13 protein-coding genes are annotated in these 13,195 nt (G+C 71.9%); 9 read left to right on the top strand and 4 right to left on the bottom strand.

Features of this window, described 5'->3' with window-relative positions:
- Positions 1-2: 2 nt before the first annotated feature.
- Genes ACYVLJ_RS12350 through ACYVLJ_RS12360 form a run of 3 tightly spaced genes read left to right on the top strand, consistent with a single transcriptional unit; the run spans position 3 to position 3,983 of the window.
- The gene (locus tag ACYVLJ_RS12350; RefSeq protein WP_460438735.1) at positions 3-1,064 is read left to right on the top strand and encodes an ABC transporter substrate-binding protein; all 1,062 of its coding nucleotides are present in this window, start codon (positions 3-5) and stop codon (positions 1,062-1,064) included.
- A 23-nt stretch (positions 1,065-1,087) separates the two neighbouring features.
- The gene (locus tag ACYVLJ_RS12355) at positions 1,088-2,839 is read left to right on the top strand and encodes an ABC transporter permease (protein ID WP_460438736.1); all 1,752 of its coding nucleotides are present in this window, start codon (positions 1,088-1,090) and stop codon (positions 2,837-2,839) included.
- Between the two features lie 7 nt (positions 2,840-2,846).
- Positions 2,847-3,983 carry an ABC transporter ATP-binding protein gene (locus ACYVLJ_RS12360; protein WP_460438737.1) on the top strand — a complete coding sequence of 379 codons (1,137 nt, stop codon included), beginning with the start codon at positions 2,847-2,849 and terminating at the stop codon, positions 3,981-3,983.
- Here the strand turns inward: ACYVLJ_RS12360 and ACYVLJ_RS12365 are convergent, their stop codons facing one another.
- Positions 3,984-4,661, bottom strand: coding sequence for a GntR family transcriptional regulator (locus tag ACYVLJ_RS12365; RefSeq protein ID WP_460438738.1), 678 nt, complete (start codon positions 4,659-4,661; stop codon positions 3,984-3,986). It lies immediately after the preceding gene.
- A gap of 1,375 nt (positions 4,662-6,036) precedes the next feature.
- On the opposite strand from ACYVLJ_RS12365, the gene ACYVLJ_RS12370 reads away from it, so the two are divergent.
- Together ACYVLJ_RS12370 and ACYVLJ_RS12375 are read left to right on the top strand one after the other, a co-directional pair.
- Entirely contained in the window at positions 6,037-6,666 is a 630-nt protein-coding gene (locus ACYVLJ_RS12370) for a TetR/AcrR family transcriptional regulator (RefSeq protein ID WP_460438739.1), read from the top strand.
- Positions 6,667-6,723: 57 nt separating this feature from the next.
- Positions 6,724-7,509 carry a pentapeptide repeat-containing protein gene (locus ACYVLJ_RS12375; RefSeq protein ID WP_460438740.1) on the top strand — a complete coding sequence of 262 codons (786 nt, stop codon included), beginning with the start codon at positions 6,724-6,726 and terminating at the stop codon, positions 7,507-7,509.
- Here ACYVLJ_RS12375 and ACYVLJ_RS12380 read toward each other — a convergent pair.
- Entirely contained in the window at positions 7,503-8,423 is a 921-nt protein-coding gene (locus tag ACYVLJ_RS12380) for a helix-turn-helix transcriptional regulator (protein WP_460438741.1), read from the bottom strand. The two genes, ACYVLJ_RS12375 and ACYVLJ_RS12380, sit on opposite strands and share 7 nt — an antisense overlap.
- 61 nt (positions 8,424-8,484) lie before the next feature.
- Here ACYVLJ_RS12380 and ACYVLJ_RS12385 point away from each other — a divergent pair, with 61 nt between their 5' ends.
- Together ACYVLJ_RS12385 and ACYVLJ_RS12390 are read left to right on the top strand one after the other, a co-directional pair.
- Complete coding sequence (locus tag ACYVLJ_RS12385; RefSeq protein ID WP_460438742.1) at positions 8,485-9,039, top strand: DinB family protein; 555 nt, start codon at positions 8,485-8,487, stop codon at positions 9,037-9,039.
- Positions 9,036-10,124 (top strand): winged helix DNA-binding domain-containing protein, encoded by a 1,089-nt coding sequence (locus ACYVLJ_RS12390; RefSeq protein WP_460438743.1) that lies wholly within the window; start codon positions 9,036-9,038, stop codon positions 10,122-10,124. The genes ACYVLJ_RS12385 and ACYVLJ_RS12390 overlap by 4 nt, the downstream gene beginning before the upstream one ends.
- Here the strand turns inward: ACYVLJ_RS12390 and ACYVLJ_RS12395 are convergent.
- Positions 10,121-11,077 (bottom strand): helix-turn-helix transcriptional regulator, encoded by a 957-nt coding sequence (locus tag ACYVLJ_RS12395; RefSeq protein ID WP_451975754.1) that lies wholly within the window; start codon positions 11,075-11,077, stop codon positions 10,121-10,123. The two genes, ACYVLJ_RS12390 and ACYVLJ_RS12395, sit on opposite strands and share 4 nt — an antisense overlap.
- A 102-nt stretch (positions 11,078-11,179) precedes the next feature.
- Here ACYVLJ_RS12395 and ACYVLJ_RS12400 point away from each other — a divergent pair, with 102 nt between their 5' ends.
- Both ACYVLJ_RS12400 and ACYVLJ_RS12405 read left to right on the top strand, forming a co-directional pair.
- Complete coding sequence (locus tag ACYVLJ_RS12400; protein WP_451975751.1) at positions 11,180-11,638, top strand: nucleoside deaminase; 459 nt, start codon at positions 11,180-11,182, stop codon at positions 11,636-11,638.
- Between the two features lie 66 nt (positions 11,639-11,704).
- Positions 11,705-12,670, top strand: coding sequence for an isopenicillin N synthase family dioxygenase (locus tag ACYVLJ_RS12405; RefSeq protein WP_460438744.1), 966 nt, complete (start codon positions 11,705-11,707; stop codon positions 12,668-12,670).
- Here ACYVLJ_RS12405 and ACYVLJ_RS12410 read toward each other — a convergent pair.
- Positions 12,664-13,143, bottom strand: a complete 480-nt coding sequence (locus tag ACYVLJ_RS12410) for a hypothetical protein (protein ID WP_460438745.1) — start codon at positions 13,141-13,143, stop codon at positions 12,664-12,666. The genes ACYVLJ_RS12405 and ACYVLJ_RS12410 overlap by 7 nt on opposite strands.
- Positions 13,144-13,195: the final 52 nt, after the last annotated feature.

Genomic DNA, 13,195 nt, shown 5'->3' on the forward strand with positions numbered 1-13,195 from the left:
CCATGACCACGACCCGGAAGCTCCGCCTGGCCGCGCTAGCCGCTGTGGTCGCCCTCCTCGGCGCGGCTTGCAGCTCCGCACCGCCGGTGCCCGACACCAAGAACCTCGACGAGCTGTACCAGGCCGCCAAGGCCGAAGGCCAGGTCATCTGGTTCGCCCCGAAACCCGAGGCGCAGATGCGGCCGGCCATCAAGGCGTTCGAGAAGAAGTACCCCGGAATCACCGTCCAGTACACCAACAAGAAGGCCCCGGACCTCGTCACGCAGCTCAACGTCGAGCAGGCCGCGCGCCGCGTCAGCTTCGACGTCTCCAACGCCGGCGGCCTCACCGTGCTGCCGTCCCTCGACATGGCCGCGCCGGTCGACTGGGCGTCCTTCAAGGTGCCCGGCGACCAGATCTTCAACGGCAACTTCGTCTACGTCTGGGCGGTGCCGAAGGTCTGGGCGTACAACACCGACGCCGTCCCCGCCGGTTCCGCGCCGAAGAGCTGGGACGACCTGCTTTCGCCGCGGTGGAACGGCGGCAAGCTGACCGTCGAGTCGCGGGGCTCGTTCATGACGGTGTGGGCCCAGGACCCCAAGCTGGGCACCCAAGCCGGGCTGGACTACGCCTCCCGGCTGCGGCAGCTGAGCCCGCACTACACCGACAACACCACGCAGGCGCACACCAACATCATCTCCGGGCAGACCCCGGCCGGCACCGACCTGATCAACCTCGTGCTCGCCGACCGCGCCAAGGGCGCCCCGATCGCCGTGGCCCCGGTCGGCCCGACGAACGCGAACAAGGCATACCTCTTCGTGCCCACCGGCTCCCCGCACCCGGCGGCCGGCCGCCTGCTCACGGCGTTCCTCGCGTCGAAGGAAGGCCAGGCCGCGTTGGTCGGCAGCTACAACTCGATCATCCCGGAGAACACGGACTGCGCGAAACCCGGCGCGAACAAGGTCGTCGCGGCGCTCTGCCAGGCCGGCGTCCAGTGGTTCAGCGAAACGAACATCCAGCAGTACCAGCAGTTCTCCGACTTCTTCCCCCAGGTCGAGCAGGCGCTGGGCACCGACGTCAACTGACGCCCTCTTTGGAGACTCCGACGATGCAGTCCGCCACCCGGGTCGCTCCCCCAGCGCCTCCCCCTCCCGAAGAAGTACCCCGCCCGCACCGCCGGGACCGCGTGCTCACCGCCGTCAACATCGCCATCGGCGTGCTGCTGGCCTACCTCGTGCTGTTCCCGCTGGGCATGCTGGTCTACAGCAGCCTCAAGGACAGCGAGCTGAAACTCCCGTTCCAGATCCCGGGGTTCACGCTCGCGAACTTCGAAAAGATCTTCTCCTCGCCGCGAGTGCTTCAGGTCGCGGTGAACTCCGCGATCTTCGTGGTCGGCACGGTGGCGTTCGCGCTCGTCGTGAGCGTCAGCCTGGCCTACCTCTTCGAACGGACCGACATCCCCGGCCGCCGGTTCCTCGCGCCGAGCACCCTGGCGCCGATGGCCGTGCCGGCGACGGTGATGGCGGTGGCGTGGGTGCTGGCCGCCAACCCGGCCAACGGCCCGATCGCGATCCTCGTCAGGCGCGTCTTCGGGCTGTCGGTGGACATCTATTCGCTGCCCGGCATGATCCTGGTGGCCGGTATCTTCGGCGTTCCCGGCATGTACCTCATGCTCGCACCGGCGTTCGCCCGGCTGAACGTCGAATTCGAAGAAGCCGCCGCCACGTCCGGCGCCGGCTGGTTCACCCGGACCCGCAAGGTCGTCCTCCCGCTCACGCTGCCCGCGATGAGCGCGGCGGCGATGCTGCTGGCGGTGATCGCGCTCGAGGAGTTCGCGATCCCGTCCATCCTCGGCACGCCCGACCAGATCTTCGTGTTCAGCAGCCTCGTCCAGGCCGCCCTGCAGCCCCCGTCCGGCCAGTCCGACTACGGGCGGGCCAGCGCCTACGGCGTCCTGCTGGTGCTGCTGTCGCTGGTGATGATCGCCGTCTACCGCCGCCAGACCCGCGAGTCGCACCGCTTCCGCGTGGTCAGCGGCAAGGGCTACCGCACGACCCGGGTCAAGCTCGGCCGCTGGCGGCTCCCGGTGGCCGGCCTCGTCGGGCTGTACGTGCTCATCGCGATCGTCATCCCGATCCTCAGTCTCATCTGGACGAGCCTCACGCCGTTCCTGCAGCCCATCAGCCTGAAGAACCTGGGCGACCTCGGGTTCGGCAACTACGGCGCGATCTTCACCAACCCCAGCCTGACCCACGCGGTCGTCAACACCCTGGTGATCAGCCTGGTGACGGCGACGCTGACTGCGGGCTTCGGCCTGTGGCTCGCGCTGGCCGCCACCCGCGGCGGCCGCGCGGGCCAGGCGCTGTTCGACCTGTCGTTCCTGGTGTTCGCCGTCCCCAGCGTCGTGCTGGGCGTGGCGGTGCTGTTCCTGTACCTGTTCCTGCCCATCCCGGTCTACGGCACGATCTGGATCATCGTCATCGCGCTGACGACCCGCTACATCCCCCGCGCGTCCCGCATGATCCAGACCGCGCTGCTGCAGCTCGACGGCGGACTCGAAGAGGTCGGCCGCGTCTCGGGCGCACGCCGGGGCACCGTGCTGCGCCGCATCGTGCTCCCGCTCGCCGCACCCGCCGTCACCCGCACCTGGCTGTGGGTCTTCGCGAACGCGCTCGGCGAGCTGCCCATCGCGCTCCTGCTCTCCAGCTCCGACAACCGCACCATCGTGGTGCTGCTGTGGGACATGATCGGCGAGAGCGCCAACTACCCCGAGGCCAGCGCGCTGGCGGTCCTGCTGCTCGCGCTGTCGGCCGGCTCCGTCTGGTGGGTGAACCGCCGTGGCTTCCAACAACACATTTGAGGTGCCCATGTCCCCGCAGAACCCCGACTCCGCCGTGACGATTTCCGGCCTGCAGAAGCGTTTCACCCGGCGTGGCACCGACGACCACAGCCTCGCGGTCGACAACGTCGGCTTCACCGTCCCGCGCGGCGACTTCTTCACGCTGCTGGGCCCGAGCGGGTGTGGCAAGACGACCACCCTGCGCTGCCTCGCCGGGCTGGAGAGCGCCGACCGCGGTGAGATCTCCATGAACGGCCACGCCGTCTTCTCCAGCCAGGACCGCCGCGACGTCGCGCCCGAGGACCGGCCGATCGCGATGGTGCCGCAGTCCTACGGGATCTGGCCGCACATGAAGGTGTTCGACAACGCCGCGTTCCCGCTCAGGTACGGCCGGAAGAGCTGCTCCCGCGGCGATGTGCGGACCCGCGTCACCGCGATGCTGGAGCAGGTGGGGCTCGACGGCTACGCGGACCGGTGGTCCACGCAGCTCAGCGGCGGGCAGCAGCAACGGCTCGCGCTGGCCCGGGCCCTGCTGTGCGAGCCGGAGGTCCTCCTCTTGGACGAACCACTGTCCAACCTGGACGCCAAGCTCCGCGCCCAGCTGCGCGCGGAACTGCGGTCCTTCCAGCAGAAGTTCGGCGTCACGACGATCTACGTGACGCACGACCAAGGCGAGGCGCTGGCCATGTCCGACACGATCGTCGTGATGAACCGCGGCCGCGTCGAGCAGATCGGCACCCCCGGCGAGATCTACGACTCGCCCGCGTCCCGGTTCGTCGCCGACTTCGTCGGCAGCGCCAACCTCATCCCCGCCGTGCTCGACCGCCGCACCGGCGACCTCGTCGAGGCCAAGACGTCGATCGGCGTACTGCGGTGCGAACGGTTCACCGAGCCGCCCGAGCCGCCGGCCCCGGGCGGGGAGCTGCAGGTGTGCGTCCGGCCCGAGCACGTCCGCGTCGTCCCCGGCCCGCCCGACGCCACTGAGCCGAACCGGCTCACCGCGCGCGTGACGGCCACCGAATACCTCGGCGACCGGCGCGAAGTCGTCGTCACCGCGGACGATGTCGTGCTCCGCGCCCACGCCGACGCGCACCTGGACGTCCGGCCCGGCGACGAGGTCGGGGTCGTGCTGGATCCACGGTGGACGATCGCGTTGTGGTCTTAGCTAGGCCGGGCCCAGCTGGAGTGCGCGCCGCACCGCGGACAGGTGATGCCGCATCGCGGCCGCGGCGGCGTCCGGGTTGTGGGTGACGATGGCGGCGAGGATCGCCTCGTGCTCGTGCAGGATGGTGTCTCGCGAGCGCGGGCGTTCCATGTCCCGGTACTGCCGCAACACCATCGGGTACAGCAGGCTGTCGACGAACCGGATGAGCGTCGCCTGCCGCGCCATGCTCCGGACGAGCTCGTGGAACCGGCGGTTGTGGGCCGAGGACTCGTCCCGCCCGTCGGTTTCCCGGCCGGCCCGCATGCGGTCGCAGGTCTCGGTCAGCGCGGCGATGTCTTCGTCGGTCGCCCGCTCGGCCGCCTTGGCCGCCAGCGCCGCCTCGAGCACCTCGCGGGTCTCGAGGATCTCGAGCGCCTCCTCCTCGGAGAACGACCTGGTCCGCGCGCTGCGGTTCGCCTCCGCGGTGACGTACCCTTCCTGCGCGAGGCGCGCCAGGACCGAGCGGAGGGTGCCCCGGGAGATCTCCAACCGCGCCGAGAGGTCGGACTCGGTGAGCCGGGAGTTCGGCTCGTACTCGCCCGCCAGGATCTGCGCGCGGAGGTCGGCGTAGGCACGCGAGGCCCGGGTGGTGTCCGGGCTGTCGCCCGGCGGCGCGAGCTTGCCGCTTTCCACCGCCATGGCCGGGACCACCTCCGCCTTCGTCGAGTGCACCACTCCGGACCCGGGGATCTTACGACGGGCGACCGGCCGGCACCGGCGAGATGGGTCGCGCGCCGGAGTGCCGGGCACGCAGCACGAGCTCCTCGATGCTGAACGGCTTCGTCACGAAGTGGCCGCCGCCAGTGCTCGATGGTCACCCGGCAACTCGACCACGACCAGTGCACCTCGCCCATCCGCGGATCGTCGAAAACCTGGCAGTGCTCGGTCCCGTCGCGTCCCACGGTGTACAGCCGCAGCTCGCTTACCTGCGTTGCAGCACCGTGACCGCGGCTGGTCGCGACGAGTTCGCGGAAGTGCGGCCGCGAGCCGCCGAGGGTATTGCGGGCGATGCAGTACCGGCAGGCGTGGGTGCAACCGCGGTAGGGGTCGATCGCCCACTATCCGGCAGCATCCGCGCGGTCACCGGGACGTGGTTGAGCGCGCTCTTGGCGTGAACCTCGTGGAACGTGACGCCGTGGAATCCGGTGTCCGGACGCTTCGCACGAGGTTCGACAGCCGTGTGAGGCCGGGTAGGGCACCGGCGTCGAGGCTACGCCATGGCGGCGTCGTTCGCGGGTCACGTCTCGCTGGGCTACCAGACGAGCACGACGATGACCTACGTGGGCGCAACCGTCGACGAAATGGCGGTTGTGGTCGCGGCTCTCACGGGTGAGCCGCATCCACTGGCTTCCTGACGCTGGCATGGTCACGTTCTGCGTTGTCGGCTTTCCCCTGCTTGTCCTCGGTGCTGTGGCTCAGCCGCGCTGCGCGGCTCGGTAGCTCTCGGACTGCCGTCGCCGCGTGATGAATTCCCGGAGCCGGCCTTCTTGAGATGGGCGAAGACTACGTGGTGCACTGCGTCGTCGGAGACCTCGAACGTGTCATTGGCTCCGTTGCGCAGATAACTGCACGGCTCGCATAACTTGGCCAATACCTCGGCGGCCTGCGGGCAGGCGGCGAGTTACTGGGCCGGCCCCTTTCAGAAGGCGCAAGGCGAGCGTGACGTTGTCGCCCGCGGGGCCGCGATCCGTGTCAGCCGCTCCCGAGGCAGCTGCCGGTCTCAGCTCAGGGCGTGCCGCCCGGCCGCGCGGCGCGCGGGCGAATCGATGGGCAGCTGCCGTTGCGCGCGCTGCACGGCGCTCCCGGTACGTGCGCGCCGTGCCGCCAGGCCGGACTACCGGTGTCCGGTGCGCCGAAGGGCGGCACGGCGTGAACGACACCAGTGGCGCTGGCCTGCTGGCATGACATCCCCATTTTGGGGATGTATCCCCAGATTCGCTGACTTAGCGCCCGCTTACAATGGGCACGGTCGGAGCCGGCCACCGCGGGCGGTGCTATCTGGGAGGATCACCGGATGACGATGTCGCTGTCGGCCGAACTGTGGCCGGACGTTCAGCCGGAGACCGCTCGGCGGCTGATGCTCGCCGGTGTCGAGGCCTTCGCCAAGCGGGGGTACCACGCCACCACCACGCGGGACATCGCCGGGGCCGCCGGGATGAGTCCCGCCGCGCTCTACGTGCACTTCCCCTCGAAGGCCGCGCTGCTGTTCGCGATCAGCCGGTACGGCCACGAGCAGACCCTCGCCCTCGTCGAGAACGTCGTCGCCAAGGAGTCCGACCCCGTCGAGCGGATCCGGCTCATCGTCGAGGACTTCGTGGCCTGGCACGCGCGGCGGCACACCGTGGCGCGGGTCGTCCAGTACGAGCTGCAGGCCCTGCCGGAGCAGGAGTTCGAGGTGGTCGCCGAGCTGCGGCGGCGCATCGAGCGGATCGTCCGCAAGGTCATCGCGGACGGCGTCGAGGACGGCGTGTTCACCGTCTCCGACCCGCACGTTTCGGCCCGCGCGGTGCTTTCGCTGGGCGTCGACGTCGCCCGCTGGTACTCCGAACGCGCGCGCCAGACGCCGACCGCGCTCGGCAAGGAGTACGGCGAACTCGTGCTGCGGATGCTCGGCGCCCGGCCTGAGACGCCGGTCACAGACTAAGCGGTCGTTTTGCCGACGCCCGGCAATCGACGACGGCGGCGGGGACCGATCGTCCTCGTGGCGGTGCTGGGCCTCGCCTTCCTGACCGCCTGCACGACGGTCTTCCCCGTGGTGATCGTGCGGACCGAGCTCACCGGCGCTCAGCTCGCGGCGCTTTCGCCGGCTGACTACGTGAAGGCCGTCAACGACGCGCGGCTGGCGCTGCTGCAGGGCATCGCCGGCGCGGTGCTGCTCCTGGGCGCCTACGGCACGTGGCGCCAGCTGCGGCACACCGTCGAAGACAGCCGCGAGCAGCGGGAGATCGAGCGGCAGGGCCAGCTCACCGAGCGGTTCGGGCGTTCGGTCGAGCTCCTCGGGAACGAGAACTCGTCGGCCCGGCTGGGCGGCATCCACGCGCTCGACCGGATCGCCTCGGAATCGGCGCGCGATCGCGAGGCCATCGTCCACGTCCTCGCCGCCTACGTGCGGGTGCGGTCGCCGTGGCCACCCCCGGACGGCTCCGGCCACCCTGCCGACCAGCCGATCGACGCGACACCACCCTTGCGGGTCCGGGCCATGGACGTCCAGGCCGCGCTCACCGTCCTGGGCCGGTGGGGCCCGGGCGAAGACGCCGGCGCGTCCTGGCCCACCGCCGACCTGAGCCACGCCGACCTGCGGCTGGGCAACCTCGAGAACGCCCGGCTGTGGCGGGTCCGGCTCCACGGCAGCAACCTCGCCCAGGCCAACCTCCGTGGCGCCGACCTTCGCGGCGCCGACCTGGAGGAAACCGTGCTCGAGGACGCCGACTTGGCGGGTGCCCTCGCCGACGAGACCACCTGGTGGCCCGGACCCGGCTCTCACTGAGCGGCCGCGGCATAACGCCGTGACAGGCGCGCGAAGGCGTCCTTCAACTCCGGTGGCCCCACGACCTCGACGTCCGCGTCGAAGCGCCCGATCGACGCCGCCAGGCCGACCCACGACCACGCGCCCAGCACCAGGCGGCAGCGGTCCGGGCCCAGCTCCTCCACCACGCCGTCGCGGGCGTACGTCGACACCACGCCCGCCGGGAGGTCCAGGATCACCTCGCCGCGGCACTCGTCCTTGCCCGAAAAGCGGTCCGCCACGAACGCCGCCACGTCGCCGCCCGGCAGCTCCCGGGGCGCGAACCGCGGGCCGGTCGGGATGCGCGGGGTCATCCGGTCCACGCGGAACGTGCGCCAGTCCGCGCGGTCTAGGTCCCACGCCACCAGGTACCAGCGGCCGCCGCGGGTCACCAGGTGGTGGGGCTCGGCCCGGCGCGGGACGCCGGCCGGGGCGTAGCCGAACCGCAGGACTTCGCGGGCTTGGACCGCAGCGCTGAGCGTCGCCAGCACCGACGGGTCCACCGGCGGCCCCGCGGGCGAAACGGTCGTGACGTGCAGTGCGTCCACGCGGTGGCGCAGCCGGGCCGGCATCACCTGCCGGACCGTGGTCAACGCCCGCGCGGCGGCTTCCTCGATGCCCGCGCCGGTCGCCGTCCGCAGGGCCACCGCCAGCGCGACCGCCTGCTCGTCGTCGAACAGCAGCGGCGGCAGCTCGGTGCCCGCGCCGAGCCGGTAGCCACCGTCGGGACCCTTGGTCGTCGCGATCGGGTAGCCGAGTTCCCGCAGGCGGTCGACGTCGCGGCGGACCGTGCGCGCGCTGACCTCGAGGCGCTCGGCCAGCAGCGGCCCCGGCCAGTCGCGCCGCGCCTGGAGGAGCGAGAGCAGGGCCAGCAGGCGCGCGGAAGTTTTCGGCATCCCCCGATCTTGCCCGAAGTAGCGGACACTCCCTGTCCGCTACTGCTGCCATGCTGGTCGCATGACCCACGAAACCGAACGCGACGACCTCATCGCCGAGCTCGCGGCGGCCCGCGCCGCCCTCGTCGGCACCACCAACGGCCTCACCGACGAGCAGGCCGGCGCGCGGCCGACCGTGAGCGCGCTGTGCCTCGGCGGGCTCGTCAAGCACGTCGCATCCATGGAGGAGAACTGGCTACGCTTCGCCGTCGAAGGCCCGTCGGCCATGCAGTACGACCTGCCCGACGGTGTGACCTGGGCGGACATGGCGGCCGGGACCGCCCGCGAGTACCCGCAGTGGGCCGTCGACCACCAGAACGAGTTCGCCATGCAGCCCGGTGAGACCCTCGCGAGCGTGCTCGCGCGCTACGAAGACGTCGCGAAGCGCAGCGAGGACGTCGTCCGCACCCTGCCCGACCTGTCCGCGGCGCACCCGCTGCCGGACGCGCCGTGGAACCGCCCCGGCACGGTCTGGACCGCGCGGCGCGCCATCATCCACGTCATCGCCGAGACCGCCCAGCACGCCGGCCACGCGGACCTCCTGCGCGAGACGCTCGACGGCCGGAAGGCGACGTGACGGTTCTCGGCACGCGAGCGCTCAACCGCGCCACGCTCGCCCGGCAGCTGCTGCTCGACCGCGCCGAGCTGCCCGTGCACGACGCCGTCGCGCACCTGGGCGGGCTGCAGGCGCAGGAGCCGCAGGAGCCGTTCACGGGGCTGTGGTCGCGGCTGCGCGCGTTCGACCCGGCGGAGCTGTCCGGCCTGCTCACCGGGCGGCGGGTGGTGCGGACGCACCTGATGCGCCGGACCGTCCACCTGCTCACCGCCGAGGACGTCCTGGCGTGGCGGGCGCGCTTCGACGGCATGCTGCGCCAGCGCGTCCTCGGCACCTACCGCCGCGAACTCGACGGCGTGGACCTCGACGAGCTCGCGGCGGCGGGCCGGGCGGTGCTGGCCGACGGCGAGCCGCGGTCGATGGGCGACCTCGCGCGCGCGGTCGCGGACCGGTGGCCGGCCGCCGGGCCGCGACCGCTCGGCGAGATGCTGGTCGCCGCGCTGATCCTGGTCGCGCAGCTGCCGCCGCGCGGGCTGTGGCGCGCCAAGGGCGGGGTCCGGAACCTGCCGCTCGCGTCGTGGCTGGGCCGCGACGTCGCCCCGCCGGACGCGGCCGACGGGGTCGGGCAGGCGCTGGTGAAGCGCTACCTGGCCGCGTTTGGCCCGGCGGCGACCGCCGACCTGCGGATGTGGAGCGGCCTGGCCGGGCTCCCGGCGGCGGTGAAGGCCGTCCGCGACGAGCTGGTGGTCTTCCGCGACGAGCGCGGCCGCGAGCTCCTCGACCTGCCGGACGCCCCGCGCCCCGACGCGGGCACGCCGGCCCCGGTGCGGTTCCTGCCCGCGTTCGACAACGCGATCCTCGGCTACGACGACCGCGGCCGGATCATCGACGACGCCCACCGCGGGCTGTCGGTGGCCGGGGAGCGCGTGGTCCTGGTCGACGGCCGCGTCTCGGCGACCTGGACGTCCGACGACGGCACGGTGACCGTGCGGCCGTTGCGGCGCCTGACCCGGCCCGAACGCGCCGCGGTGACCGCGGAAGGAGGCGAGCTGGCGGCGTTCCTCTCCGACGGCGAAAGCGAGCGCGTCCGCGTCGAGCCGGGCTAGCCGACAGCCCGGGCGAAGCGCTCGGCCACCGTCCGCAGCCGCTCGACCAGGCCCGGCGGTGCCTCCTCCACCACGAAGTCGAACCCCCACTGCGCGAGGTAGTACGGCACCGTGTCCAGGGTGTTCGCTCCGGTCCGCACGCGGCAGCTGTGCTCGTCGATCGCCTCGACGGCCCCGGAAGTCGGCGGGATGCGCCGGGCGAGCACCTCGGCCGGCGCCGCCACGCGCAGCACGAACCGGTGGGGGTAGGGCGCCGTCGAGATCTGGCGGGAGACGTACGCCGCCAGGTCCTCGGCCGGCGGTTCGCGCGGGGTGAACCGGAAGCTCGGCGCCGGGACGCCGGTGATCCGGTCGACGCGGAACGTGCGCCAGCCGGCGCGGTCGAGGTCGTAGGCGACGAGGTACCAGCGCCGTCCGGTGTGGACCAGCCGCAGCGGCTCGACCGAGCGCTCGGTCTCCGCGCCGGAGCGGTCGCCGTAGCCGAAGCGCAGGCGCTCGTGGTCGCGGCAGGCCGCCGCGATCACGGTCAGCACCGACGCGTCGACCGTCGGGCCGCCGCCCGGGAGCGACATCGTGGCCGCGTGCAGCGCGCCGACCCGCGGCCGCAGCCGGGCCGGCAGCACCTGCTCGAGCTTCGCCAGCGCGCGCACCGACGTCTCCTCGATGCCGCTGACCGTGCCGCTCGCCGCCGTGCGCAGGCCGACCGCGACGGCGACGGCCTCGTCGTCGTCCAGCAGCAACGGCGGGAGCGCGGCGCCCGCGCCGAGCCGGTACCCGCCGGCCACGCCGGGCGTCGCGTGCACCGGGTAGCCCAGGGAGCGCAGCCGTTCGACGTCGCGGCGGATCGTGCGGACGTCGACCTCGAGCCGCGCCGCCAGGTCGGCGCCCGGCCAGTCGCGCCGGGCCTGCAGCAGCGAAAGCAGCCTGAGCAGGCGTTCCGATGTCCCGTACATGGCACGCAGTGTGCCAGACATCGCGGACAGTTCCGGTCCTCGATCCACCTGGGAGGTGGCCGGCCACTTGCCACGGACCACGTCCGGCGGAAAGAGTGGCGCATGCCGATCGACCCGGACACCCTGCTCGCCGTCGCCCGCGAAGAAGCCGAACTGGGCAAGGCCGAGGGCGGCGTGCCGATCGGGGCCGCCCTGTTCGACACCGCGGGCACCCTGCTGGGCCGCGGGCACAACCGGCGGGTGCAGGACGACGACCCCTCGATGCACGCGGAGACCTCGGCCTTCCGCGCTGCCGGGCGCCGCCCGCACTACCGCGACACGATCATGGTCACGACGCTTTCACCGTGCTGGTACTGCTCCGGTCTCGTCCGTCAGTTCGGGATCGGGCACGTAATCATCGGCGAAGCGGAGACGTTCCACGGCGGGCACGACTGGCTCGCCGGGCTCGGCGTGGAGATCACCCTGCTCGACGACCCCGCCTGCACCGCGCTGATGACGGAGTTCATCGCCGCGCGCCCGGACCTGTGGTTCGAGGACATCGGGGTCGAGAAGTCCGAATAGGACAGTGTTGTCCCGACAGTGCTGTCCCGACAGTATTGTCCCGACAGTCCCTGACGAGGAGCCGGTATGCCGTCAACCGTTCCGCTCGTGGACCTTTCGCCGTGGTTCGCGGGCACCTCCGAGGGCCGGGCCGACGTGGCCGCGCGGATCGACCGCGCGCTGCGGGAGTCCGGGTTCCTGCTCGTCACCGGGCACGGCGTCCCGGACGAGCTGCGCCGCGGGACCCGCGAGCTGGCGCGGGAGTTCTTCGCGCTGCCCGAGGACGTCAAGCAGCGCTACGCCGTCACCGTCGGCGGCCGCGGCTGGCTGCCGCCGGGCGTCGAGGCCAACGGCTACGCCGAAGGCACCGAGACCCCGCCGGACCTCAAGGAGTCGTACTCCGCGGGCGCGGATTCCGGCGTGGGCGTCGCCGAAATCGACGGGTTCTGGTTCCAGCCCAACGTCTGGCCGGACGAAGTGCCGGGCCTCGCCGAGACGGCCACGGAGTACATGCGCCGGATGCGCGCGCTCTCGGACCACCTGCTGGAGATCTTCGCCGCCGCGCTCGGCCTGGCGGAGAGCCACTTCACGCGGCACACCGCGCACCCGACGTACACGTTCAACATCAACTGGTACCCGCCGATGTCCCACGTCGGGACGCCGGAGCCGGAGCAGTTCCGGATCGGCCCGCACACCGACTTCGGCACGGTGACCGTGCTCGACCGCCAGGCCGGCGTCGGCGGGCTGCAGATCCACACGGCCGACGGCGAGTGGGAGGACGCGCCGTTCCACCCGGACGCGTTCACGGTGAACATCGGCGACCTGATGGCCCGCTGGACGGGTGACCGCTGGCGGTTGACGCGCCACCGCGTCCTCCCGCCCGCGGCCACCGCCCCGGACGAGGACCTGGTGTCGCTGATCTTCTTCTACGAAACCGACCACGACGCGCGGATCACGTCACTGGCCCCGCCCCTGGGCAGGACGACGTACCCGGAAGTGATCGCTTCGGACTACCTCCGCGAGAAATTGACCGCGATCACGGTCACTCACTGACAGATCTTTTTCGCGATCGCGGCCGGAATTTCGTCGCACACTTCCGCGGTGCCCCCGCGGGCCGCGACCCACTTTCCGTTCCGGTAGGCGAAGAGAATGTGACCGCCGTCGATTTCGTTGGTGAAATGCGCGTACGCCCACGATTCGGCGCAGTTGATGCCCTGCAGCCCCTTGCCGTCGATGAGCAGCGCGTCGGCCATACCTTTGTTCGCCTTGACCGCGGCCTCCAGCGTGGCCTTGGTCGCCGAGGCACACGCGCTCACCTTGGCCGGCGCGGGCTTCGCCGCCTGCGCGGACGGGGTGACCTCCACGGGAACGGTGGTCGGCGTGGTGGTAGCGGTGGCCGGTGTGGTGGTCGCGGTCGTCGGCGCCGGCGTGGCGACCGGCGAATCCGGCTGGGCGGTGCACGCCGACAGAATCACGCCCGCCACCACAATGGCACCGGCCCCGACGGCACGACGGAATACCCGCATTGTTCCCCCTGAATTCCCCCGGGCGGCCCCTCGCCGCCTTCCTGCCGTTCAA

The organism is Amycolatopsis stemonae, from assembly GCF_054781455.1.